Raw genomic sequence first — 23,568 nt, 5'->3', positions numbered from 1 at the left:
GATTGACGCGCGTAGAACCGCACCGCCGCACGCACCTTTCCTCCCTCATCACCGGAGTACGTGAATGCCCGTTCCCAGAACCGCCGCCGTGTCCGCCGTGGTCGCCGCAGCGCTCGCCGCAGGCCTGATCTGTGCCGCCTCCTCGCAGGCGGCCCCCGCCGCCCCCGTGCCGGCAAAGATCCATGACATCCAGGGCACCACCCGGATATCGCCGCTGGCCGGCCAGCAGGTCACGGGCGTGACCGGCGTGGTCACCGGCGTGCGCGCCTACGGCTCCTCCAAGGGCTTCTGGTTCCAGGACACCGCGCCCGACAAGAACCCCGCCACCAGCGAGGGCATCTTCGTCTTCACCGGCGCCAACCCGACCGTCGCGGTGGGCGACGCGGTGGACGTCTCCGCCACCGTCACCGAGTACGTTCCCGGCGGCCTCTCCTCGGGCAACCAGTCGCTGACCCAGCTCTCCAAGCCGACCGTGACCGTGCAGTCCTCGGGCAACCCCGTGCCCGCCCCGGTCGTCATCACCGCGCGCTCGGTGCCCGACCGGTACACGCCGAACGGCGACCCGGCGGCCGGCAACAGCGTCAACGGCCTCACGCTCCGCCCGAAGACGTACGCCACGGACTACTACGAGTCCCTGGAGGGCATGAACGTCCGCATCGGCACCTCGCGGGTAGTCGGCGCCACGGACCCGTACGCCGAGCTGTGGGTCACGGTGAAGCCGCACGAGAACCGGACCGCGCGCGGTGGCTCCCTGTACGCGTCCTACGACGACCAGAACACCGGCCGCCTCCAGATCCAGAGCCTGATCCCGAAGGCCGAGCAGCCCTTCCCCACCGCGAACGTGGGCGACACCCTGACCGGCACCACCGAAGGCCCCCTGGACTTCAACCAGTTCGGCGGCTACACCATCACCGCGCGCACCCTCGGCACGGTCAAGGACAACGGCCTCAAGCGCGAGGTCACCCGCAAGCAGCGCACGGGCGAGCTGGCGGTGGCCACGTACAACGTGGAGAACCTGGACCCGTCCGACCCGCAGTCGAAGTTCGACGCCCTGGCGCAGGGCGTGGTGACCAACCTGGCCTCGCCGGACATCGTGGCCCTGGAGGAGATCCAGGACAACAACGGCGCCAAGAACGACGGCACGGTGGACGCCTCGGCGACCGTAAGGAAGTTCACGGACGCGATCGTCGCCGCGGGCGGCCCGGCCTACCAGTGGCGTTCGATCGACCCGGAGAACAACAAGGACGGCGGCGAGCCCGGCGGCAACATCCGCCAGGGGTTCCTCTTCAACCCGGCCCGGGTCTCCTTCACCGACCGTCCCGGCGGTGACTACAAGACCGCCGTCGCCGTCACCGGCACCAAGGGCCATCCGGCGCTCACCGCCTCCCCCGGCCGGATCGACCCGGCCAACGCGGCCTGGCAGGACAGCCGCAAGCCGCTGGCCGGCGAGTTCGTGTTCAAGGGGAGGACGGTCTTCGTGATCGCCAACCACTTCGCGTCGAAGGGCGGCGACGAGGGGCTGCTCTCGCAGCACCAGCCCGTGCCGCGCTCCTCGGAGACCAAGCGGCTCCAGCAGGCGCAGGCCGTCAACGCCTTCGTAAAGCAGCTGCTCGCGGTCGACAAGCACGCGGACGTCCTGGCGCTCGGCGACATCAACGACTTCGACTTCTCGGGCACCACCAAGGCTCTGGAGGACGGCGGCGCGCTGCGCTCGGCCTACCGGACGCTGCCGAAGAAGGAGCGCTACTCCTACGTGTACCAGGGCAACACCCAGGTCCTCGACCAGATCCTGACCAGCCCCGCCGTCCGTGGCTTCGACTACGACAGTGTGCACATCAACGCGGAGTTCGCGAACCAGACCAGCGACCACGACCCGCAGATCATCCGCTTCCGCCCGTAGCGGCCGTCGGGCCGGCCCGGGGGGCATCTCGCTGCCCGGGCCGGCCCGAACTCGCGCGGGCCGGAGGCTCACACGAGATGGCCGCCGCCGTCCACGAACAGGACCTCGCCCGTGATGTACGGGGCGTCGACGAGGTGGACGACGGCGTCGGCCACGTCGTCCGCGCTTCCGGTACGGCGCAGCGGCACCGCGTTCTCCACGTGCCGCTTGGTGTCCGCGAAGCCGTCGACGCCTTCGTACCAGGGGGTCTCGATGAAGCCGGGCGCCACCGCGTTGACGCGGACCTCGGGGCCGAGCGTCTTGGCGAGCAGCCGCGTCAGGTGGTTCACCGCCGCCTTGGAGACGGCGTAGGGGATGGAGCTGCCGTTCGGCCGGACGCCCGCCTGCGAGGACACGGTGACGACGGCGCCCGCGCCGCTCGCCTTCAGATGCGGGGCGGCGGCGGTGATGGTCTGCCAGACGCCGAGGACGTTGACGTCGAAGATGTCCCGCCAGACCTCGGGGCTCGCGGCCGCGAGGTCGTCGTGCGGGATGAACCGGGTGGTGCCGGCGCTGTTGACCAGGATGTCGAGCCGCCCGAAGGCGTCGATGACGCCCTGGACCAGCCGCTCGGCCTCGCCGTCCACCGCGACGTCCGCCTGGAGGTAGCGGGCGCCGGGCAGTTCGGCGGCGAGTTTCTCACCCGCCTCGGGCGACCGGGAGTTGATCACGACACGGACGCCGGACGCGGCGAGCCGGCGGGCGGTGGCGGCGCCGATGCCCGAGGAGGAGCCGGTGATCAGTGCGACACGTGCTTCGCTCATACTGCTGTTCCCTCAATCGCGGTTTTCAGCCGCGCCCGCGGCCGATCATGCCACGGCCGGGTACGGCTCGCGCACACTGGATCCCTCGGGGACCGAACGGCAGAGCGGAGTTGTGCGATGGACCGCGCGGCATTCAGTCGCAGGACCTTCCTCGGGGCGGCCGGCGCGGCCGCCGCGGCGGGAGCGGCGGGCTGCGCGTCCGGCGGCGGCCGGGACGGCAAGGACGCCGCCCCGCACTCCTCCGCCCCGAAGGCGCCCGCGCGGGAGAACGACCGCCCGGGCGACGCGCGTTGGCGGCTCACCGGGCGCGGCGCCGAGCACGAGGTCGAGGGCTACGCGGACCGTACGAGCGTGGCGCCCGGCGACTCCTTCCGCCTCCATGTGCACACCACCGCGAAGACTTACCGCGCCGAGGCGTTCCGGATGGGCTGGTACGGGGGCGCACTCGCCCGCAAGGTGTGGGAGTCGGGGCCGCTGACAGGTGTCCGGCAACCCGCCGCGAAGGTCGAGCCGGGCACGTACACGGTCACGGCGGCCCACTGGTCGCCCGGCCCCGAGATCACCACCGGGGCCTGGCCAGAAGGCGCCTACCTGATCCGCCTCACCGCCGACAGCGGCGGCCAGCGCTACGTTCCGGTCACCGTCAGGTCGGCCACCACCCGCGGCCGGGTGGTGATCGTCAACGCGGTCGCGACCTGGCAGGCGTACAACGAATGGGGCGGCCACAGCCTCTACAACGGCCCGAGCGGCGACGACGGGGACCGCTCGCGCGCGGTGAGCTGCGACCGGCCCTACCACCGGGACGGCGACGGCCTGTTCCTCACCTATGAGCAGCCGGTCGTGGCGCTGGCGGAGAAGCTGGGCCTCGACCCCGCCTATGTGACCAACATGGACATCGACCGCGACCCGCACCTGCTGGACGGGTCAACTGTCGTGCTGTCACTGGGACATGACGAGTACTGGACGCAGGCGATGCGCGACCGGGTCACGGCCGTACGCGACCGGGGCACGAACATAGCCTTCCTCGGCGCGAACGCCTGCTTCCGCCGCATACGCCTCGAGAACACCCCGCTCGGCGACCACCGACTGATCGTCTGCTACAAGAACGACTGGCCCAAGGACCCGGGCCGCCGCGAGGGCGAGCCCCCCACCACCAACTTCCGCGAGCCCCCGCACGCCCAGCCGGAGAACTCCCTGACCGGCACGGTGTACGAGTCGAACCCGACCACCGCCGACTATGTGGTCACCTCCCCCGGCCACTGGCTGTTCGAGGGGACGGGCGTCACCCAGGGCGCGAAGTTCCCCGGCCTGGTGGGCACGGAGTACGACCGGGCGAACGGCACGGAGACGACACCGCGCCCCATGGAGGTGATATCCCACTCCCCCCTGACCTGCCGAGGGGTCCACTCCTTCGCCAACTCCGCCTACTACACGGCGAGTTCGGGGGCGGGCGTCTTCAACACGGGGACGATGCGGTGGGTGCAGTCGACGGTCGGGGCGGGCGGCCACGGCATCGACGCGACGACGGCGACGTTCACGTCGAAGGTCACGGAGAACCTGCTGCGCGCCTTCGCGGCGGGCCCGGCGGGCCGCAGGCACCCGGCGAAGGACAACCTGGATTCCTTCCACCCGTACGCGGGGGATCCGACGTGGTCGAAGCGGAATCTGTGGTGACGGGGCGGATGGCGAGGGCCGCCCGCCACCCTTCAGTAGAGCTAACCCCACCCCCCACCAACTCTAAGTAGACGTTAACCGTGGGACAGGGCAAAACTGCCCCATGACGACCACAACACCACCGCCCCACCTTTGCCACCCCCCTCGCCCTCTTGGCCCGCCCCGCCCGTTCGGGCGGGCGCTGTGCGCGATGGTCACACCCTTCACCGCGTCGTACGAGCTCGACCTCCCGGCCGCGCGGGAGCTGGCGGAACACCTGGTCGACAACGGCTGCGACGGCCTGGTCCTGAACGGAACGACCGGGGAGTCGCCGACGACGTCCGACGAGGAGAAGACGGCGCTGGTACGGGCCGTGGCGGAGGCGGTCGGCGACCGGGCCGCGGTCGTGGCGGGCGTGGGCAGCGCGTCGACCGCCCACACCGTCGCGCTGGCCCGCGCGGCCGAACGGGCGGGCGCGGACGGCCTGTTGGTCGTGACCCCGTACTACAGCCGGCCGCCGCAGGACGCGGTGGAGGCCCACTTCCGCACGGTGGCCGACGCCACGGCGCTGCCGGTGATGCTGTACGACATCCCGGGCCGCACGGGCACCCGCATCGAGGTCGACACGGTGCTGCGGCTCGCGGAGCACGAGCGGATCGTGGCGGTGAAGGACTGCGCGTACGACCTGCTCGGCTCGACCAAGGTGATCGGCCGTACGTCGCTGGCGTACTACTCGGGGTGCGAGGAGCTGAACCTTCCGCTGTACGCGGTGGGGGGCGCGGGCTATGTGAGCACGGTGGCCAATGTGGCGCCACGGGCGATGCGGGCGGTACTGGACGCGTACGACGCGGCCGCACCCGCGGAGGCGGCTCGCCTCAACCAACTGGCCCTGCCGCTGGTGGAGTTGATGATGGCGTCGGGCCTGCCGGGCGCGGTCACGGCGAAGGCACTGCTGGGCCTTCCGGTCCGGGGGCCGCTTCTGCCGGCGTCCCCGGCGGAGGTGGTGCGGCTGGGGGTGGCGCGGGAGGGGGTGCTCGCGGGGGCGGCGGCGGGTGCGGGACGTTTGCGCAGTTCCCCGCGCCCCTGACCCGCTTCGCCCGCAGGCCGTGCCGGGTACTCGCGCAGTTCCCCGCGCCCCTGGGCCGCCGTTGGCCTGCGGGCCGTGCCGGGTGTTTGCGCAGTTCCCCGCGCCCCTGACCCCCTTCGCCCGCAGGCCGTGCCGGGTACTCGCGCAGTTCCCCGCGCCCCTGGGCCGCCGTTGGCCTGCGGGCCGTGCCGGGTGTTTGCGCAGTTCCCCGCGCCCCTGACCCGCTTTCGGCCGCGCCCCGCGCGTGGCTGGTCGCGCAGTTCCCCGCGCCCCTTAAGGGCGGCCGACTGGGGGGAGGTGGGAAGCTCGGCGGGTTCGTCCTTGCGGAGGGCGGACGGGGGTCCAGGGGGCAGAGCCCCCGGCGGGGGTAGGGGCGGAGCCCCTGGGGTCCGGCCTTTTCATGCCCGTCACGGGCGGGTGGGTGGGCAAACCCCACGGGGGTCCAGGGGGCGGAGCCCCGGCGGGGGTAGGGGCGGAGCCCCTGGAGCCCGGCCTTTTCATGCCCGTCACGGGCGGGTGGGTGGGCAAACCCCATGGGGGGGCTGGGGGCGGAGCCCCCAGGGGGGCAGCCCGGGGTGGGGCCCGGCAGGGGTCCGGGGGTGGCCCCCGGTGACGCCGACTGCCGGGCGGCTCCGGCTAGTTGTGCGCGTGCAGCACCTCGTTCAGCCCGCCCCACACCGCGTTGTTGGGCCGCGCCTCGACCGCCCCCGTCACGGAGTTCCGCCGGAACAGAATGTTGGACGCCCCCGACAGCTCCCGCGCCTTGACGATCTGCCCGTCCGGCATCGTCACGCGCGTACCGGCCGTGACGTACAGCCCCGCCTCGACGACGCACTCGTCGCCGAGCGCGATCCCGACGCCCGCCTCGGCCCCCACCAGGCACCGCTCCCCGATGACGATGCGGACGTTGCCGCCGCCCGAGAGCGTGCCCATCGTGGACGCGCCGCCGCCGATGTCGGAGCCGTCACCCACGACGACGCCGGCCGAGATGCGCCCCTCGACCATGGACGTGCCGAGCGTGCCGGCGTTGAAGTTGACGAAGCCTTCGTGCATGACGGTCGTGCCCTCGGCGAGGTGGGCCCCGAGGCGCACCCGGTCGGCGTCGGCGATGCGTACGCCCTTCGGGGCGACGTAGTCCGTCATGCGCGGGAACTTGTCGATGGACGTCACCTGGAGGTGCAGCCCTTCGGCGCGGGCGTTGAGGCGGACGGTCTCGACGTCGTCCACGGCGACCGGGCCGAGCGAGGTCCAGGCGACGTTGGCGAGCAGCCCGAAGAGTCCGTCGAGGTTCTGGCCGTGCGGCTTGACGAGCCGGTGCGAGAGGAGGTGCAGCCGCAGGTAGGCGTCGTGCGCGTCCAGCGGCTTGTCGTCGAGCGAGGCGATGACCGTGCGGACGGCGACGACCTCGACCCCGCGGCGCTCGTCGGCGCCGACGGCCTTCAGCGCACCCGCGCCGAGCAGTTCGGCGGCGCGCTCGGCGGAGAGGCGCTCGGTGCCGGCCGGGCCGGGCTCGGCCACGGTCACGAGCTCGGGGGCGGGGAACCAGGTGTCCAGGATGGTGCCGTCGGCGGCGATGGTGGCGAGTCCGGCGGCCGCGGCGCCGGTCGTAGCGGTAGTCGTGTCGGTCATGACCCAAAACCTAACCGGCCACGGCCCGCCGGGGCGAACCGGTCTCAAGTGACGGTCCCGTGTCCGCCCCGCCCGGCCGCCCGGGCAGCCGCCGTGCCCCCAGCACGGCCAGGCCCGCGAGCGCGGCCAGCAGCGCGCACAGGGGCCACAGCAGTCCGGGTGCCCAGGCGTACAGGGCGCCGCCCAGCGGCGGGGCCAGCGCCTGTCCGCTGATGGAGGCGCCCGCGTACAGGCTCTGGAACCGGCCCTGGGCATGGGCGGGCGCCTGGTCGGCGACGTACGCGGTGGCGGTGGTCTTGTAGAGGATCTCGCCGAGGGTGAGCAGCACCATCAGGGCCACGGCCGCGCCGAGCGAGGCGCTGGGGACGAGTGCGGCGTAACCGAGTCCGACCAGGAGCAGTCCCGAGCCGATCACCGGGAGCGGGGCGCGGCGGCGCAGGGCGTGCGCGGCGGGGAGTTCGAGGCACAGGATGATGCCGCCGTTGATGGCGATGAGCCAGCCGTACACCCGGGCGTCGAGACCGTGGTCGCCGAGGAAGACGGGCAGGGTGGAGTACTGCTGGCGGTAGACGAGGTCGACGCAGACGATCGCGGCGAGCAGGACGAGCACGGCGGGCCGCGCCCTCAGCTCTCCGAGCAGGCCGGGCGCGGACGCGGCACGCGGCCCGGGCGACCGGACGGCGCCGTGGCCGGGCAGCACCCGCGAGGCGTACAGCGCGAAGAGCAGCGTGCCGATGCCGTCGGCGACGAAGAGCCAGCCGTAGGAGAAGCGGGCCGCGACCAGGGCGCCGAGCGGCGGCCCGACGGTGAACCCGGCATTGCTGGCGAAGCGCATGACCGCGAAGCCCTGGCGGCGGCTGCCCTTGGCGACGCCGACCGCGACGAGCGCGGCGCTCGCGGATCTGACCACACCGGACGCGTACTGGGCCAGTGGCAGCGCCACGAAGAGGGCGGCGACCGGGAGCAGGGCGATGACGGACAGGACGCTGCCGCTGACGGCGGCACCCGCGAGCAGGGCTCGGCGATGTCCGTAGTGGTCGCCGAACCATCCGCCGGTGAAGTTTCCGGCCACCAGGCCGAGGCCGCCGATGCCGCTGATCAATCCGGCCTGGGCGGGGGTGAGTCCGCGTGGGCCCGTCAGCCAGACGAAGAGATAGATGAAGGTGAAGCTGACGATCGCGTTGAAGAAGATTCCGCAGCACAGCAGTTGGACCGTCTTCGGCACCGCGCGCAGTGTCTTCACTCCGCCCCGCCCCCCGAGCTCGGACCCGGGCCGCTGGACCCGCCCGGGTCCCTCCGAGCGGGTCCACCCGCACAGGTTCCAGGTGAGTTCCTTATGGGAACGGACTATGGCAGCATGTTTTCGGCAGGTCAACCGACGCCCGCTGTCAGCGGCTCGGGCATCGGCGGACAGCGGACGCTGGCTGCTGACTGCTGACAACTGACGGCTGGCAGCTGACAGATGACAGCCGCCGACCACCGACCACCGACTGCCGACTACCGGCACCGGTCGTCGAGTGCCGGCCGCGTCGCCGACGAACCGGACCCGCGTCAGGCCCGCGTGCGATCGCGAAAGGATGGGCGCATGCCCCAACGCACCCGACTCGACGACGAACACTGCGCCATCGCCCAGGCCCTGGACGTGGTGGGCGACTGGTGGACCCTGCTGATCGTGCGCGACGCGGCACGCGGCGTGCACCGGTTCGACGCGCTCCAGCGGGAGCTCGGCATGTCCCGCAAGGTCCTCGCCGAACGCCTGAAGCTGCTGGTGGAGTGCGGGGTCCTGATGCGCGAGCCGTACCAGGAGCGCCCGGTGCGCCACGAGTACCGGCTCACCCCGCGCGGCCGCGCCCTGCTGCCCGTACTGATCGCACTCCAGGACTGGGGAGACACCTGGGTGCTGGGAGAAGGAGAGACGATGGCCACCTCGACCGAGACCTCGGGCGAGACCGAGCGGGTCCGGGAGCTCGTCGGCACCCGGGTGCCGGAGCTTCAACTGACGGATTTCGACGGGGAGTTGACCGACCCCGTGGCTTCCTCGACGCCGTACACGGTCCTGTACTGCTTCCCCGGCGCCTACGCCCGCGCCGAGTCCTACCCGCCCGGCTGGGCCGGGATTCCCGGCGCGCGCGGCTGCACCCTGGAGTCCTGCACCTTCCGCGACCAGCTCGCCCGGTTCACCGCCGCGGGCGCGAGCGTGCGCGGGGTGTCGACCCAACGCCCGGACGAGCAGCGGGCGTTCGCCGACAAGGAGGCCCTGCGCTTCCCGCTGCTCTCGGACGCCGGCCTCGATCTGACGGCGGCGCTGCGCCTGCCCACCTTCCGCACAGCGGGGGTGAGCCGGCTCAAGCGCCTGACCCTGGTGGTCGACCGGGACCGCACGGTGATCGAGGCGCTCTATCCGATCACCGACATCGAAGCGAGCGTGCGGGCCGCGCTCTCGGCGGTCCTGCGCGCCGGCGCCTGAAGCCCCGCCCGGTGCGCCGCGCCGCCGGGGCCCAGCGCGGCCCGCTCTCCATCGGGTTCCCGTTGTTCCGGCCTGGTCACAGAGCATGCCCCCCGACCGTACCCGCAGGTCGCGCGGGCTTACGGTAAGGCGATCGATCAGGGGACGGGACGTACGGAGACGTACGGGAAGAGCGAGGTTGCGGTGGCGCAGGACATGGGGTGGGGGCCGGGTGGCCAGGGCGGGCCGCCGGGACCGCCGCCGGGCTGGGGCCCGGGCTTTCAGGGCGGGCCGCCCGGACCGCCGCCGGGGTGGGGGCCGGGCTGGGCCGGTGGCTGGATGCCGCCTCCCCCCAAGCCGGGCGTGATTCCGCTCAGGCCGCTGAACCTCGGCGACATACTCGGCGGGTCCTTCTCGGCCCTGGGCCGCCACTGGAAGCAGCTCTTCGGGATGGCCGTCGTGGCGTACGGCCTCGCGGCGCTGCTGATGGGCGGGGCGGCCGCGATCGCCGTGGCCGCCGTGTACGACCATCTCCGCCACCTCGACCATGTCGTCAACTCCACCTACCGGGTGGTCCCGGCGCGCTCCGACGTGCAGCCGGTGGTGATCGCCGGGTCTGCCGTCGTGATCTTCGCGATGGTGATGTGGCTCGTCGCGATGGCCCTGCTGTGCTCGGCCGTCCCGGCCGTGCTCCAGGACGCGGTCCTGGGCCGCCGCAGCACCTTCTCCGCCGTGTGGCGCAGGGCGTGGTCCAGGTTCCCCGCCGTGCTCGGCACGGTCGCGGTCCAGTGCGCGGCCCTGATGGGCATGACGCTGCTGTTGGTGGTGGTGCCGATGGCGATGTTCCTGTCGGCCTCCCGTCACCATGCCCCGTCGTCCCTGCCGCTGCTCCTGTTCGCCCTGGGCGCCCTCGTGCTGACACCGGTCGGCACCTGGCTGTGGGTGCGCTTCGGTTTCGCCCCGGCGATCGCGGTGCTGGAGAACCAGCGGCCCCTGGAGGCGCTGCGCCGCTCGGCCCATCTGGTCAGGGGCGTCTGGTGGCGGACCTTCGGCATCCTGATCCTCGTCGTCATGATCAGCGGCGTGATCGGCTACTTCGTCCAACTGCCGCTCACCTACGGCGGGATGTTCGCGACGATGCCCCTGATGCTGGCCGACGATTCGACCGGCAGCGTGGCCCTGGCCATCACCATCTTCGTGGTGATGTATCTGGCCGGCATGGTGATCAGCCAGTTCGTGTCGACCACGCTGCCCCAGCTCGCCACCGGTCTGCTCTACATCGACCAGCGCATACGCCGTGAGGACCTGGCCCTGGCGCTGGCGGACGCGGCAGGCATCCCGAAGGAGCCGGCCGGCCCGATGGGCACCTGGTAGCCCGGATCAGCCGTTCAGCGTGAACCACGTGGCCCGGGACTTCTTCCACTCGGGGTGGGTGAGGTCCTTGGCGTCGGTGCCGTCGCCGTAGAGGTCGGCCGAGCCGTCGTCGGTGATGAACTGTGCCTTGGCGCCCGGCTGGTCGAGGTCCGGCACGGCCACCACGGCCTCCCAGCCGCCCGGGTCGCTGGTCGGCAGGTCGGCCCGCTTGACGGGGGCGTGCTGGGCGAGCCCGTCCCAGGAGTAGACGGCGTACGGGTCGGAGTTGTCGTCCGCGGCCCAGGAGCCGGCCACGATCAGATACTGGTCGGCGGCGTTCTTGCGGATGTCGCGGATGCTGAGCCCGCCGAGGTCGAGCTGGATGGCGGTGCCGAACACCGGCTTGGCGCCGCTCGCGAGGACCTTGTCCATGTTGGTGACGGGCACGATCAGCGCCTTGCCGCCGTCGACGGGCGGCGCGAGCGGCGCCCGGAACCCCATGTAGGCGGTGCTGGTGGAGCCGGGCGCGAACTCCAGTCCCTCCACGTTGAACCCGTCGATCTGCTTGGGCGCCTGGCCGTCGGCGGTCGCGGATGCGAAGCCGAAGCGGTCCCCGTTGGCGTGGTCCCAGGCGACGAGGTCGTCCCGCAGCTTCTTGTACGAGCGGCCGACCGCGAGCTGGGTGGAGGCGCCCGAGCCGGTGACGGTGGTCGTGAAGACGGTGTTGCGGTCCGCCTTGTACGCGCCGTCCTTGTTGTTGCCGAGCGAGCCGGTCCAGTAGATGGTGTTGCCGACGCGGGCCGCGCCCTCGATGTCGATCTCCTTGGTGACGCCGAGGGCGGAGCTGAAGTCCCAGGTCCGCACGGGTGCCCCGGAGGACGAACGGTCGTACAGGCGGAGCGTGTTGGACTCGTCGTCGGCGACGACGGCATAGCCGCCGCCCACGTCCACGGCGGCCGAGGCGTCGCTGGAGCCGGTGAGGTAACGGGTGTCGGCGGCGCCCCGCACGGCGGCGGAGGCGGCGTAGTGCAGCGTCTTGGTGGCGCTCTTGCCGCCGAGTCCGGTGACCTTGACGGTGAGGTCGGTGTAGCCGCGCCCGCGCGCGGCCACGGACAGCTGCCGGCCGGCGCCGCTTCCCGTGATCTGGACGTCCCCCGTGCCCGCCACGGACGACGTGGAACTCGCCGAGGCGGCCACGGTGAGCGCCGATGCGTCGGCCCCGCTCTGCCCGACGGTCACGGTGACCACCGGGTCGCCGGTGGCGCCCACGGCCCCGGACAGGTAGGAGGCCGAGAGCGCGATGGTCGGGGTGCCGTAACTAACGGCGTGCGCCGGGGCGTTGCACCCCAGCGCGGCCAGCGCGAGAACACCGGAGGCGGCGACGGCCCTGGTACGGCGGAGCGGCGGGTGATGCGGCACGGGTGGCCTCTCGTCGGCGGGATCTCGTCGAGTAGGTTCCGGTCACCCCGCCACGCGCGGGCGTACGCGATACGTACAGCGGACGAACGTCAGCCGAGCAGCAGCCCGCCCGCCCGCGGCGCCCGGAACCCGTTCCCGGCACCCTGCCACGCGAAGGCCCCCGGCACCAGCGGTACCGGGGGCCTCAACTCGTGGGCGGGACTCAGACGTTGAACCCCAGCGCGCGCAGCTGCTCGCGGCCGTCGTCCGTGATCTTGTCCGGGCCCCACGGCGGCATCCAGACCCAGTTGATCTTCAGCTCGCTGGCGATGCCGTCGGTCGCGGACTTCGCCTGGTCCTCGATCACATCGGTCAGCGGGCAGGCCGCCGACGTCAGGGTCATGTCCAGCGTGACGACGTTGGAGTCGTCGATGTGGATGCCGTAGATGAGGCCGAGGTTGACGACGTCGATGCCCAGTTCGGGGTCGACGACGTCGTACAGCGCCTCGCGGATCTCTTCTTCGGTCGCCGGCTTGATCGCCGCCTGTGCGTTCTCGGTCATGCCGTCTTCCTTTCGGCGACGTCTCCCAGAGCCTGGGCCGTCGCGTCCTTCCACGCCATCCAGCTCAGCAGAGCACACTTCACGCGGGCCGGGTACTTGGAGACGCCGGCGAAGGCCACCGCGTCCTCGAGGACCTCCTCCATCGCGTCGTCCGGCTCCAGCTGGCCCTTGGACTGCATCAGCTCCAGGAAGGTCTCCTGGATGCGCTGCGCGTCCGCCAGCTCCTTGCCGACCAGCAGGTCGTTGAGGACCGAGGCGCTGGCCTGGCTGATCGAGCAGCCCTGGCCCTCGTACGAGACGTCCTCGATGCGCGAACCCTCGTACTTCACGCGCAGCGTGATCTCGTCGCCGCACGTCGGGTTCACGTGGTGCACCTCGGCGTCACCGTCCCGCAAGCCCCGGCCGTGCGGGTGCTTGTAGTGGTCCAGGATGACGTCCTGGTACATCGAATCAAGCTTCACGTCGGTAACCCCTAGCCGAAGAAGTTTCGTACGTGCTCCAGGCCGTCCACCAGGGCGTCGACCTCGGCGGGCGTGGAGTACAGATAGAAAGACGCTCGCGTGGTCGCGGGAATTCCGTAGCGCAGGCACACCGGGCGCGCGCAGTGGTGGCCGACGCGGACGGCGATGCCCTCCTCGTCGAGGACCTGGCCCACGTCGTGCGGGTGGATGTCGCCGAGCGTGAAGGAGATCGCCGCGCCGCGGTCCTCGGCCGTGGTGGGGCCGATGATCCGCAGGTCGGGCACCTCGAGGAGGCGCTTGACCGCGTACTCGGTGATCGCGTGCTCATGCGCGGCGATCTTGTCCATGCCGATCGCCGACAGGTAGTCCACGGCCGCGCCCAGTCCCACGGCCTGCGCGATCGGGGGCGTGCCCGCCTCGAACTTGTGCGGCGCCGGAGCGTAGGTGGAGGAGTGCATCGAGACCGTCTCGATCATCTCGCCGCCACCGAGGAACGGCGGCAGGTCCTCCAGGAGCTCCTGGCGGCCCCACAGGACGCCGATGCCGGTCGGGCCGCACATCTTGTGGCCGGTGAAGGCCACGAAGTCGGCCTGGAGCGCCTGCACGTCCAGCGGCATGTGCGGGGCGGCCTGCGAGGCGTCGATGCAGACCAGCGCGCCGACCTGCTGTGCGCGGCGAATGATCGCGTCGACCGGGTTGTGGGTGCCGAGCAGGTTGGAGACCAGCGTGAAGGAGACGATCTTCGTCTTCTCGGTGATGATCTCTTCGATGTTCGACAGGTCGAGCCGGCCGTCGTCGGTGAGGCCGAACCACCGCAGCTTCGCGCCGGTGCGCTGCGCGAGCAGCTGCCACGGCACGATGTTGGAGTGGTGCTCCATCTCCGTGATGACGATCTCGGTCTCGCTGTCCACGCGGTAGGGCTCGTCGGCCCAACCCAGCATGTTGGCAACGAGGTTGAGCGACTCCGAGGCGTTCTTGGTGAAGATGACCTCGTCGCGGCTCGGCGCGTTGATGAACCGGGCGACCTTGTCACGGGCGCCCTCGTACAGCGCCGTGGCCTCCTCGGCGACCAGGTACACGCCGCGGTGCACGTTGGCGTTGTGCTGCTCGTAGTACTCGTTGAGCGCGTCGAGCACCTGGCGCGGCTTCTGCGAGGTCGCGGCGGAGTCGAGGTAGACGATCTTCTTCCCGTCGTGGACCACACGGTCCAGCAAGGGGAAGTCCTTGCGGATCGCCTCGTCCAGGAGAGCGGACTGCGTGAGGAGGCCCGGCAGCTGTGTCACGCCCTGCTCCTTTCGTTCGCTTCTCCGCCCGCGAGGCGCGTCTGCGGCTCGCAGCTCATCCGCGGGCCGGTGGCCTCGCGCGCGTCGCTCACAGGTCAGCGCCGCCCTTCGTGTACGACTCGTAGCCCTCGGACTCGAGCTTGTCGGCGAGCTCGGCGCCGCCGGACTCGACGATGCGGCCGCCCGCGAAGACGTGGACGTAGTCGGGCTTCACGTAGCGCAGGATGCGGGTGTAGTGGGTCACCAGGAGGGTGCCGACCTCGCCGTTCTCACGGACGCGGTTGATGCCCTCGGAGACCTGGCGCAGCGCGTCGACATCGAGGCCGGAGTCGGTCTCGTCGAGGATCGCGATCTTCGGCTTGAGGAGTTCGAGCTGGAGGATCTCGTGGCGCTTCTTCTCACCGCCGGAGAAGCCCTCGTTGACGTTGCGCTCGGCGAAGGCCGGGTCCATCTGGAGCTGCTCCATCGCGGACTTGACCTCCTTCACCCAGGTACGCAGCTTGGGGGCCTCGCCGCGGATCGCGGTGGCCGAGGTGCGCAGGAAGTTGGAGACCGAGACGCCGGGGACCTCGACCGGGTACTGCATGGCGAGGAAGAGGCCGGCGCGGGCGCGCTCGTCGACGGACATCTCCAGGACGTCCTCGCCGTCGAGCGTGACGGTGCCGCTGGTGATCGTGTACTTGGGGTGCCCGGCCAGCGAGTACGCCAGGGTCGACTTGCCGGAGCCGTTGGGGCCCATGATGGCGTGGGTCTCGCCCTGCTTCACGGTCAGGTCGACGCCCTTGAGGATCTCGCGGGGGCCGTTCTCGGCCTCGACGGAGACGTGCAGGTCGCGGATTTCAAGCGTTGCCATGGGGAACTCAGGACTCCTGGGTGACGGAGACGAGCACATCGTCCCCTTCGATCTTGACGGGGTATACGGGGACGGGGCGCGTCGCGGGAAGGCCGGACGGCTTGCCGGTGCGGAGGTCGAAGCTTGAGCCGTGCAGCCAGCACTCGATGGCGCAGTCCTCGACCTCGCCCTCCGACAGCGACACGTTCGCGTGCGAGCAGATGTCGTTGATCGCGAACACCTCGCCCTCGGTGTGGACGAGGGACACCGGCGTGCCGTCGATCTCCACCCGCTTGGGGGTGTCGCTCTCCAGCTCGCTCAGCGCACAGGCTTTGACGAAGGCCATCAGACGGAAGCCTCCAGCTCCGTCTCGATCTTCGCGAGCAGGCGCGCCTCGACGTCCGGCAGACCGATCTGCTGGACGAGCTCCGCGAAGAAGCCGCGGACGACCAGGCGGCGGGCCTCCATCGGCGGGATGCCGCGGGACATCAGGTAGAAGAGCTGCTCGTCGTCGAAGCGGCCGGTGGCCGACGCGTGACCGGCGCCGGCGATCTCGCCGGTCTCGATCTCCAGGTTCGGCACCGAGTCGACGCGGGCGCCGTCGGTCAGAACCAGGTTGCGGTTCATCTCGTAGGTGTCCGTGCCCTCGGCCGCGGCCTGGATGAGCACGTCACCGATCCACACCGCGTGCGCGTCCTCACCCTGGAGGGCGCCCTTGTACACGGCGTTGGACTTGCAGTGCGGGGTGTTGTGGTCGACCAGGAGGCGGTGCTCCTGGTGCTGGCCGTGGTCGGTGAAGTACAGCCCGAAGAGCTCGGCCTCGCCACCGGTGCCCGCGTAGGCGACCCTCGGGTGCAGCCGCACCAGGTCGCCGCCGAAGGTGACCACGAACGACTTGAAGGTGGCGTCGCGGCCGATCAGCGCGTTGTGCTGGGCCACGTGGACGGCCTTGTCGTCCCAGTCCTGGACGGAGACGACGGTCAGCTTGGCGCCGTCGCCCAGGAGGTAGTCGACGTTGGCACCGAGCACCGCGTCGCCGGTGTGGTCGATGACCACGACGGCCTCGGCGAAGGCACCGAGCTCGATCACCTGGTGGCCGTAGGCCACGCCGCCCTCGCCGTGCACGGCGATCCGGATCGGCTCGGTGAGCACGGTGTCCTTGGGAACGGACACGACGGAGGCCTTCTCGAAGGACGAGTACGCCTGGGCCGCGACACGGTCCACCGGCGTGCCGGCCCTGCCGATCCGGGCGTCGTCGCGCCCGACCGTCTCGACGGTCACGCCCTCGGGCGCCTCGACGGCGACCTTGACACCGTCGCCGGTCGCGACGGCGGTGCCGTCGTGCAGCCCGCGCAGCCGCTCCAGCGGCGTGAACCGCCACTCCTCCTCGCGGCCGTGCGGGACCGGGAAGTCCGCGACGTCGAAGGACGGGGGCGCGCTCATGCGGGTGGCGACGGTCGACTCGGCGGCCACCGCGATGGATCCGGCGGTGGTGGAGCCCACCGGGATGTTTGCCTCAGCCATGGCTGTCGTAGTGCTCTCTTCCTAGATCAGAATCTGCTCAACTGCCGGACGGGGAACGGTCGTTATCCGACCGAGCCCTCCATCTGCAGCTCGATCAGCCGGTTGAGCTCCAGGGCGTACTCCATGGGGAGCTCCTTGGCGATCGGCTCGACGAAGCCGCGCACGATCATCGCCATCGCCTCGAACTCGGTCAGACCGCGGCTCATCAGGTAGAAGAGCTGGTCCTCGGAGACCTTGGAGACGGTCGCCTCGTGGCCCATGGAGACGTCGTCCTCGCGGACGTCGACGTACGGGTAGGTGTCCGAGCGGGAGATGGTGTCGACGAGCAGGGCGTCGCAGAGCACGTTCGACTTGGAGCCGTGGGCGCCCTCACCGATCTCGACGAGGCCTCGGTAGGAGGTGCGGCCGCCGCCTCGCGCCACCGACTTGGAGACGATGTTGGAGGAGGTGTTCGGCGCCATGTGGACCATCTTGGAGCCGGCGTCCTGGTGCTGGCCCTCGCCCGCGAAGGCGATGGAGAGCGTCTCGCCCTTGGCGTGCTCGCCCATCAGGTAGACGGCCGGATACTTCATGGTGACCTTGGAACCGATGTTGCCGTCGATCCACTCCATGGTCGCGCCCTCGTACGCCACGGCGCGCTTGGTGACCAGGTTGTAGACGTTGTTCGACCAGTTCTGGATCGTCGTGTAGCGGCAGCGGCCGCCCTTCTTGACGATGATCTCCACGACGGCGCTGTGCAGCGAGTCGGAGGAGTAGATCGGGGCGGTGCAGCCCTCGACGTAGTGGACGTAGGCGTCCTCGTCGACGATGATCAGCGTCCGCTCGAACTGGCCCATGTTCTCCGTGTTGATGCGGAAGTAGGCCTGGAGCGGGATGTCGACGTGGACACCCTTGGGCACGTAGATGAACGAGCCGCCGGACCACACCGCCGTGTTCAGCGACGCGAACTTGTTGTCGCCGACCGGGATGACGGTGCCGAAGTACTCCTGGAAGAGCTCGGGGTGCTCCTTCAGGGCGGTGTCGGTGTCGAGGAAGATGACGCCCTGCTCCTCCAGGTCCTCGCGGATCTGGTGGTAGACGACCTCGGACTCGTACTGGGCCGCGACACCGGCCACCAGGCGCTGCTTCTCCGCCTCGGGGATGCCGAGCTTGTCGTACGTGTTCTTGATGTCGGCGGGCAGGTCCTCCCAGGACGCCGCCTGCTTCTCCGTCGAGCGCACGAAGTACTTGATGTTGTCGAAGTCGATGCCGGAGAGGTCGGAGCCCCAGTTCGGCATGGGCTTCTTGTCGAACAGCCGCAGGCCCTTGAGGCGCAGCTTCAGCATCCACTCGGGCTCGTTCTTCTTCGAGGAGATGTCGCGTACGACGTCCTCGTTCAGACCGCGCTTGGCAGCGGCGCCGGCCGCGTCGGAGTCGGCCCAGCCGTATTCGTACGTGCCCAGGCCATCGAGCTCAGGGTGGGCAGTCTCCGTGGGGAGCGTCATGCGGGGTTCCTCCCGGCCGTGCTTGCGGATGCTTGCTGGTGTGTGGTCCGTGGTGGCGCGCCGTGCGGGATGAACGTGGTGCAGACGCCGTCGCCGTGGGCGATCGTGGCCAGGCGCTGCACATGCGTTCCCAGGAGGCGGGAGAAGAACTCCGTCTCCGCCTCGCACAGCTGCGGGTACCGCTCGGCGGCGTGGGCGACCGGGCAGTGGTGCTGGCACAGCTGCTCACCCCGCTGGGGAAGGGGCGCGCTGCGCGCCGTAGCAGCGTACCCGTCGGCACTCAAGGCCCTGGCCAGGGCCTGGGTCCGCTCTTCAGGCTGTACGGCCTCGATCGCGTCCCTGTACGCCCCGGCTTGAGCCTCGACGCGGGCCCGCGCGAACGCCGCCACGGCCTCCTCGCCGGCCGCGCCGCCGCCCGCCGACCGCTCGATCCAGTCCAGGGCGTCGACGGCGAGCTTGTCGTAGGCCTGCTCGAAGGCGTCCCGGCCGCAGTCGGTGAGCGCGAAGACCTTGGCCGGACGGCCTCGGGTCCGCGCGCCGTAGACGCGCTGTTCACGCGGGACGACGACCTCGTCGGCCACCAGCGCGTCGAGGTGGCGGCGCACGGCGGCCTGGGTGAGACCGAGGCGGTTGGCCAGGTCCTGGGCGGTCGAGGGACCGTGGTCCAGGATGGAGCGCGCGACCCGGTTGCGGGTGGACCGCTCACCGGTCGCGAGTTCCTCCTGGGGAGCCTCGCCGATGTTTTTCACAACGCCATTGTTGCGTAATTCCTCAGAAGCTGACAACCCACCTCGGGATCACCGGCGGTGCGCTGCATCACTTAGGCATACCTAAACTGACCTGCGGAAACGATCTTTGATCGATCACTTCCGGGGCGGTGCGGCGGCCGCCCGCGCGCCCCTCCCGCCCCTTCTTCGGCCGATCCGCACCCCCTGTGACCGGGCCTTTGTGTGCGCATGGCCGCAGAGCGCCCGGTCCGGGCCGACAGAGCCACGATCGCCCGGACGCTCCTCGCACACCTCCGCCCGGCATCCCCCGGCCAGGGGCGCCAGGGGCTCGTCGCGGGCCCTGGATTTCGTGCCGACACGCGGGGCCGATCGGGCCCCGGGCCCCGCTCCGGAGGGGTGGCGGGCCCCGCCTAGACTTGGCGTCCATGAACAGCGAGCCCGCCCTTCCGTCTCCCGGCCGCCACCCCTCAGGGAGACCCCGCGGGTCGCACCCCGTCGTCGAGATCACCGGCCTGGTCAAGCGGTACGGGCCCAAGACCGCGGTGGACGGCCTCGACCTCACGGTCGGCGCGGGCACCGTGACCGCCGTCCTCGGCCCCAACGGCGCCGGCAAGACCACCACCATCGAAACGTGCGAGGGCTACCGCAGGCCCGACGCGGGCACCGTCCGCGTCCTCGGTCTCGACCCGGTCGCCGACGCCGAGCGGCTCAAACCGCGGATCGGCGTGATGCTCCAGTCCGGCGGCGTCTACTCCGGCGCCCGCGCCGAGGAGATGCTCCGCCACATGGCGAAGCTGCACGCCCACCCGCTGGACGTGGACGCGCTCATCGAGCGCCTGGGCCTCGGCAGTTGCGGACGCACCACCTACCGCCGGCTCTCCGGCGGTCAGCAGCAGCGCCTCGCGCTCGCCATGGCCGTCGTCGGCCGGCCCGAACTGGTCTTCCTCGACGAGCCGACCGCCGGGCTGGACCCGCAGGCCCGCCGCGCCACCTGGGACCTGGTGCGCGAACTGCGCTCCGACGGCGTCTCGGTGGTCCTCACCACGCACTTCATGGACGAGGCCGAGGCCCTCGCGGACGACGTGGCCATCGTCGACCTCGGCAAGGTCGTCGCCCAGGGCTCCCCCGAGCAGCTCTGCCGGGGCGGCGCCGAGAACACGCTGCGCTTCACCGGCCGCCCCGGCCTCGACCTCGGCGCGCTCCTCAAGGCGCTGCCGGACGGCACCGCGGCGGCCGAGCTGACACCCGGCGCCTACCGCATCACCGGCGCCATCGACCCCCAGCTGCTCGCCACCGTCACCACCTGGTGCGCCCAGCACGGCGTGATGCCCGAGGGCATCGCGGTCGAACGCCACACGCTCGAGGACGTCTTTCTGGAACTGACCGGCAAGGAGCTGCGCGCATGAGCGCTGGTACGTACGCGCCGAAGCCGGGCGCGGCACCGCTCGGGCGGATGATCGGGGCGCAGACCGCCCTGGAGACGCGGATGCTGCTGCGCAACGGCGAGCAGCTGCTGCTCACCGTGATCATCCCGAGCCTGCTGCTCGTGCTGTTCTCGACCGTCGACATCATCGACACGGGCGCCGGCAAGTCCGTCGACTTCCTGGCCCCCGGCGTCCTCGCGCTCGCCGTGATGTCGACCGCCTTCACCGGCCAGGCCATCGCGACGGGCTTCGAGCGGCGGTACGGGGTGCTCAAGCGGCTCGGCGCCTCGCCGCTGCCCCGCTGGGCGCTGATGACCTCCAAGACCCTCGCCGTGCTCGTCACCGAGGTGCTCCAGGTCGTCCTGCTCACCGTGATCGCCCTCGCGCTCGGCTGGTCCCCGCACGGCAACCCGCTCGCGGTGCTGCTCCTGCTGGTCCTCGGCACCGCCGCCTTCTCCGGGCTCGGGCTGCTCATGGCCGGCACCCTGAAGGCCGAGGCGACGCTGGCCGCGGCCAACCTGGTGTTCCTGCTGCTGCTCGTGGCGGGCGGGGTCATCGTGCCGATGGACAAGTTCCCCGGCGGTGTGCGGTCGGTGCTGGAGGCGCTCCCCATCTCGGCCCTGTCCGACGGGCTGCGCACGGTGCTCCGGGACGGCGCCTCGATGCCCTGGTCGGACCTCGGGATCCTCGCGGTGTGGGCGGTCCTGGGCCTCGGCGCGGCCGCGCGCTTCTTCCGCTGGGAGTGAGCCGGGGGCGGTGGCGGAGGCGGCGGCCGGGGTAAGGCCGGGGTGACGCGGGGGTGACTTTCCTCCCGTCCGGGTACGGCGGGCCCCCCTCGTGAAAACATGCACAATCGGGCGCCTACGATAGGCCGCATGCCGAAAGTGACCCGAGCCGATGTGACCGCGGCGGCGCGCAATCCGCTCCTCTACATCGCGCAGCGGTGGACCGCCTCCCCCACGGTCGTGCGGCGCGCGGCCCTCATCGCCCTCGTCATGTCCGTGGCCATCGTGGTGACCGGAGGAGCCGTCCGGCTCACCGGCTCCGGGCTCGGCTGCCCCACCTGGCCCAAGTGCACCAGCGACAGCCTGACCGTCACCAGCGAGATGGGCTTTCGCGGTGTCATCGAGTTCACCAACCGCATGCTGACGTACGTGCTGTGCGCCGCGGTCGGCTGGGCCATCATCGCGGCCCGCTCCGCGAAGCCGTGGCGGCGCCCGCTGACCCGGCTTGGCTGGGTGCAGTTCTGGGTGGTCATGGGCAACGCGGTGCTCGGCGGCATCGTCGTCCTGGTCGGTCTCAACCCGTACACGGTGGCCGCCCACTTCCTGCTCTCCAGCGCCCTCATCGCGGTCGCGGTGGTCACCTGGCAGCGCACCCAGGAGGGCGACGGAGCGCCAAGGCCCTTGGTGGGCAAGGCAGTTGTGCAACTGACCTGGCTCCTGGTGGGTGCCTCGGCGGCGCTCATCGCGGTCGGCACCATCGTCACCGGCACCGGACGCCACCCCGGCGACTCCAAGGACGTGCCGCGCATCCCGCTGGACTGGACGATGATCACGCAGCTCCACGCGGATCTCGCCTGGGTCGTGGTGGCGCTCACCGTCGCGCTCTGGTTCGTCCTGAAGGCCGTCGACGCGCCCCCGGGCCCGCGCCACCGCGCCCGTGACCTGTTCCTGGTCCTGATGGGTCAGGGTGTGATCGGTTACGTCCAGTACTTCCTGAAGACGCCCGAGGTCCTGGTCGCTCTGCACATGCTCGGCTCGTGCCTGGTGTGGATCGCCGTGCTGCGCGTCCTGCTCGCGCTGCGCGAGCGTCCGCAGGCCCCGGTCGAGGTCCCGGAGCGGACGGGCTCAGCCCTCAGCCACGCCTGACAGGCCGTAGACGCGGCGGGCGTTGCCCGCCGCGATCATCCCGGCGACCCGCTGCGCGTCGCCGCGCGACCAGGCGCCGTCGCCCACCCAGCCGCCGAGCACCCGGCCGAGCGCCTCCGAGAACAGCCGCGCGCCCACCACATGCAGTTCGGGCAGCCCGCGCGCCCCGCTGGAGTAGAGCAGCTTCCCGAAGGGGGCCAGCTCCAGGATCTCGGCGAGCACGGCCGCGGCCCGCGCCCCCGTCCGCACCAGGGCGGGCCCCACGTCCGCGTACACATGCGGATGGACGCTGGCGAGATGGGCGGCCTGGCGGTGGTACGGATAGCCGTGCAGCAGCACCAGATCGGTGCCGAGCCCGCACGTCGCTTCCGCGAATCCGGCGAGCGGCATGGGGTCGGCCATCCCCACCTGGAGCTGGAGCGGCCGCCCGCACGCGACGGCGCTCCACAGCAGGTGGCGCAGGAGCACCGGGTCCCGCAGGCGGCCGTGCTTGCGCCGGCCGTCCAGCCACCGCCCCGCCGCCCCGCGCACCTCCCCCGGGCCCGGCGGCCGCGGGTCGAGCCCCTCGCGGGCGCCGCTCACCGAGGCGAAGGCGACCGCGGACGAGGCCGCGGTGTGCAGGGCCTCGGCGAGGTTGGCGAGGAAGGACTCGACGGTCCCGGAGGTGTCGGCGACCTGCTCGGCGAGGAGTTCCAGACGCACGATCTCGTGGGCGTCGGCGGCGCCGGCCGCGGCGATCTCGTGCGGGGCGGTGAGGTCCCCGGGCAGCCCGGTGTCGACCAGATAGGTGGAGATCCCGGAGCCCCTGAGCAGCCGCCTGCCCGACTCCAGCACGCCGAGCTCGCGGCGGCGGGCCAGATAGCGGGCCGGGGGGCAGTGCGGCTCCAGGCCGAGGAGCGGTGGGCACCAGCGGCGTACCGCGAAGCCGGTCTGGGTGTCGAAGAACGTGGTGCCGGGCGCGGGCAGGGTTCCGGTGCGGCCGAGCGCCGTCTCGAAGGTGCCGAGGCCGAGCTCGGTACGCAGCACGCCGTGGCAGTACTGGTCCACCAGGCTCGGGGTGTCGATCATCCGGGGCTCCCAGGGATGGAGGCGCTTGTACCCCTCCTAACGGGTGAGCCCCGGATCGGTGT

Annotated in this window: 21 protein-coding genes; 8 read left to right on the top strand and 13 right to left on the bottom strand. The window is 71.4% G+C overall.

The window, feature by feature from the left end; genetic code table 11:
* Positions 1-64 precede the first annotated feature (64 nt).
* Entirely contained in the window at positions 65-1,900 is a 1,836-nt protein-coding gene (locus tag N4G70_RS05505) for an endonuclease/exonuclease/phosphatase family protein (protein ID WP_261711213.1), read from the top strand.
* 68 nt (positions 1,901-1,968) lie between these two features.
* On the opposite strand, the gene N4G70_RS05500 is transcribed toward N4G70_RS05505, so the two are convergent.
* Complete coding sequence (locus tag N4G70_RS05500; RefSeq protein ID WP_261711212.1) at positions 1,969-2,703, bottom strand: SDR family NAD(P)-dependent oxidoreductase; 735 nt, start codon at positions 2,701-2,703, stop codon at positions 1,969-1,971.
* Positions 2,704-2,820: 117 nt separating this feature from the next.
* On the opposite strand from N4G70_RS05500, the gene N4G70_RS05495 reads away from it, so the two are divergent.
* Positions 2,821-4,377 (top strand): N,N-dimethylformamidase beta subunit family domain-containing protein, encoded by a 1,557-nt coding sequence (locus N4G70_RS05495; RefSeq protein ID WP_261711211.1) that lies wholly within the window; start codon positions 2,821-2,823, stop codon positions 4,375-4,377.
* A gap of 190 nt (positions 4,378-4,567) precedes the next feature.
* Positions 4,568-5,443 carry a 4-hydroxy-tetrahydrodipicolinate synthase gene (gene dapA, locus N4G70_RS05490; RefSeq protein ID WP_399034219.1) on the top strand — a complete coding sequence of 292 codons (876 nt, stop codon included), beginning with the start codon at positions 4,568-4,570 and terminating at the stop codon, positions 5,441-5,443.
* A gap of 636 nt (positions 5,444-6,079) precedes the next feature.
* Here the strand turns inward: dapA and dapD are convergent.
* Entirely contained in the window at positions 6,080-7,072 is a 993-nt protein-coding gene (gene dapD, locus N4G70_RS05485) for a 2,3,4,5-tetrahydropyridine-2,6-dicarboxylate N-succinyltransferase (RefSeq protein WP_120724528.1), read from the bottom strand.
* Positions 7,073-7,082: 10 nt separating this feature from the next.
* The gene (locus N4G70_RS05480; protein WP_261711209.1) at positions 7,083-8,315 is read right to left on the bottom strand and encodes an MFS transporter; all 1,233 of its coding nucleotides are present in this window, start codon (positions 8,313-8,315) and stop codon (positions 7,083-7,085) included.
* Between the two features lie 342 nt (positions 8,316-8,657).
* Between N4G70_RS05480 and N4G70_RS05475 the strand changes: the two genes are divergently transcribed.
* Positions 8,658-9,539: a winged helix-turn-helix transcriptional regulator gene (locus N4G70_RS05475; protein WP_261711208.1), complete on the top strand. Its 882-nt coding sequence runs from the start codon at positions 8,658-8,660 to the stop codon at positions 9,537-9,539.
* A gap of 318 nt (positions 9,540-9,857) precedes the next feature.
* Positions 9,858-10,892: a glycerophosphoryl diester phosphodiesterase membrane domain-containing protein gene (locus N4G70_RS05470; RefSeq protein ID WP_261711207.1), complete on the top strand. Its 1,035-nt coding sequence runs from the start codon at positions 9,858-9,860 to the stop codon at positions 10,890-10,892.
* Positions 10,893-10,898: 6 nt separating this feature from the next.
* Here the strand turns inward: N4G70_RS05470 and N4G70_RS05465 are convergent, their stop codons facing one another.
* The 9 genes from N4G70_RS05465 to N4G70_RS05425 form a co-directional block, all read right to left on the bottom strand.
* Positions 10,899-12,290, bottom strand: a complete 1,392-nt coding sequence (locus N4G70_RS05465; protein ID WP_261711206.1) for a DUF3616 domain-containing protein — start codon at positions 12,288-12,290, stop codon at positions 10,899-10,901.
* Between the two features lie 202 nt (positions 12,291-12,492).
* Entirely contained in the window at positions 12,493-12,831 is a 339-nt protein-coding gene (locus tag N4G70_RS05460) for a metal-sulfur cluster assembly factor (protein ID WP_100574411.1), read from the bottom strand.
* Positions 12,828-13,292, bottom strand: coding sequence for a Fe-S cluster assembly sulfur transfer protein SufU (gene sufU / locus N4G70_RS05455; protein WP_261711205.1), 465 nt, complete (start codon positions 13,290-13,292; stop codon positions 12,828-12,830). The genes N4G70_RS05460 and sufU overlap by 4 nt, the downstream gene beginning before the upstream one ends.
* Positions 13,293-13,303: 11 nt before the next feature.
* Positions 13,304-14,575 carry a cysteine desulfurase gene (locus tag N4G70_RS05450; protein ID WP_261711204.1) on the bottom strand — a complete coding sequence of 424 codons (1,272 nt, stop codon included), beginning with the start codon at positions 14,573-14,575 and terminating at the stop codon, positions 13,304-13,306.
* Positions 14,576-14,663: 88 nt separating this feature from the next.
* Entirely contained in the window at positions 14,664-15,428 is a 765-nt protein-coding gene (gene sufC / locus N4G70_RS05445) for a Fe-S cluster assembly ATPase SufC (RefSeq protein WP_261711203.1), read from the bottom strand.
* A 7-nt stretch (positions 15,429-15,435) separates the two neighbouring features.
* Entirely contained in the window at positions 15,436-15,753 is a 318-nt protein-coding gene (locus tag N4G70_RS05440; protein ID WP_261711202.1) for a bifunctional 3-phenylpropionate/cinnamic acid dioxygenase ferredoxin subunit, read from the bottom strand.
* Positions 15,753-16,931 carry a Fe-S cluster assembly protein SufD gene (sufD, locus tag N4G70_RS05435; RefSeq protein ID WP_261711201.1) on the bottom strand — a complete coding sequence of 393 codons (1,179 nt, stop codon included), beginning with the start codon at positions 16,929-16,931 and terminating at the stop codon, positions 15,753-15,755. The genes N4G70_RS05440 and sufD overlap by 1 nt, the downstream gene beginning before the upstream one ends.
* Before the next feature lie 62 nt (positions 16,932-16,993).
* Positions 16,994-18,415, bottom strand: a complete 1,422-nt coding sequence (sufB, locus tag N4G70_RS05430; protein WP_261711200.1) for a Fe-S cluster assembly protein SufB — start codon at positions 18,413-18,415, stop codon at positions 16,994-16,996.
* Positions 18,412-19,164 (bottom strand): metalloregulator ArsR/SmtB family transcription factor, encoded by a 753-nt coding sequence (locus tag N4G70_RS05425; RefSeq protein ID WP_261711199.1) that lies wholly within the window; start codon positions 19,162-19,164, stop codon positions 18,412-18,414. Before N4G70_RS05425 ends, sufB begins: the two co-directional genes overlap by 4 nt.
* Before the next feature lie 404 nt (positions 19,165-19,568).
* Here N4G70_RS05425 and N4G70_RS05420 point away from each other — a divergent pair, with 404 nt between their 5' ends.
* The 3 genes from N4G70_RS05420 to N4G70_RS05410 all read left to right on the top strand — a co-directional run bounded on the left by N4G70_RS05420 (position 19,569) and on the right by N4G70_RS05410 (position 22,438).
* Complete coding sequence (locus tag N4G70_RS05420) at positions 19,569-20,549, top strand: ABC transporter ATP-binding protein (protein WP_261711198.1); 981 nt, start codon at positions 19,569-19,571, stop codon at positions 20,547-20,549.
* Complete coding sequence (locus N4G70_RS05415; protein ID WP_261711197.1) at positions 20,546-21,313, top strand: ABC transporter permease; 768 nt, start codon at positions 20,546-20,548, stop codon at positions 21,311-21,313. The genes N4G70_RS05420 and N4G70_RS05415 overlap by 4 nt, the downstream gene beginning before the upstream one ends.
* A 129-nt stretch (positions 21,314-21,442) precedes the next feature.
* A complete protein-coding gene (locus tag N4G70_RS05410) occupies positions 21,443-22,438 on the top strand; it encodes a heme A synthase (RefSeq protein WP_399034207.1) in 996 nt (331 codons plus the stop codon).
* On the opposite strand, the gene N4G70_RS05405 is transcribed toward N4G70_RS05410, so the two are convergent.
* Positions 22,418-23,506 (bottom strand): amidohydrolase, encoded by a 1,089-nt coding sequence (locus N4G70_RS05405; RefSeq protein WP_261711196.1) that lies wholly within the window; start codon positions 23,504-23,506, stop codon positions 22,418-22,420. The genes N4G70_RS05410 and N4G70_RS05405 overlap by 21 nt on opposite strands.
* Positions 23,507-23,568 lie beyond the last annotated feature (62 nt).

It is taken from the genome of Streptomyces sp. ASQP_92 (genome assembly GCF_025399895.1).
Taxonomy (GTDB): Bacteria; Actinomycetota; Actinomycetes; order Streptomycetales; family Streptomycetaceae; genus Streptomyces.
The sequence above is the reverse complement of the archived record's forward strand: the minus strand, read 5'-3'. Positions and strand labels throughout refer to the sequence as shown.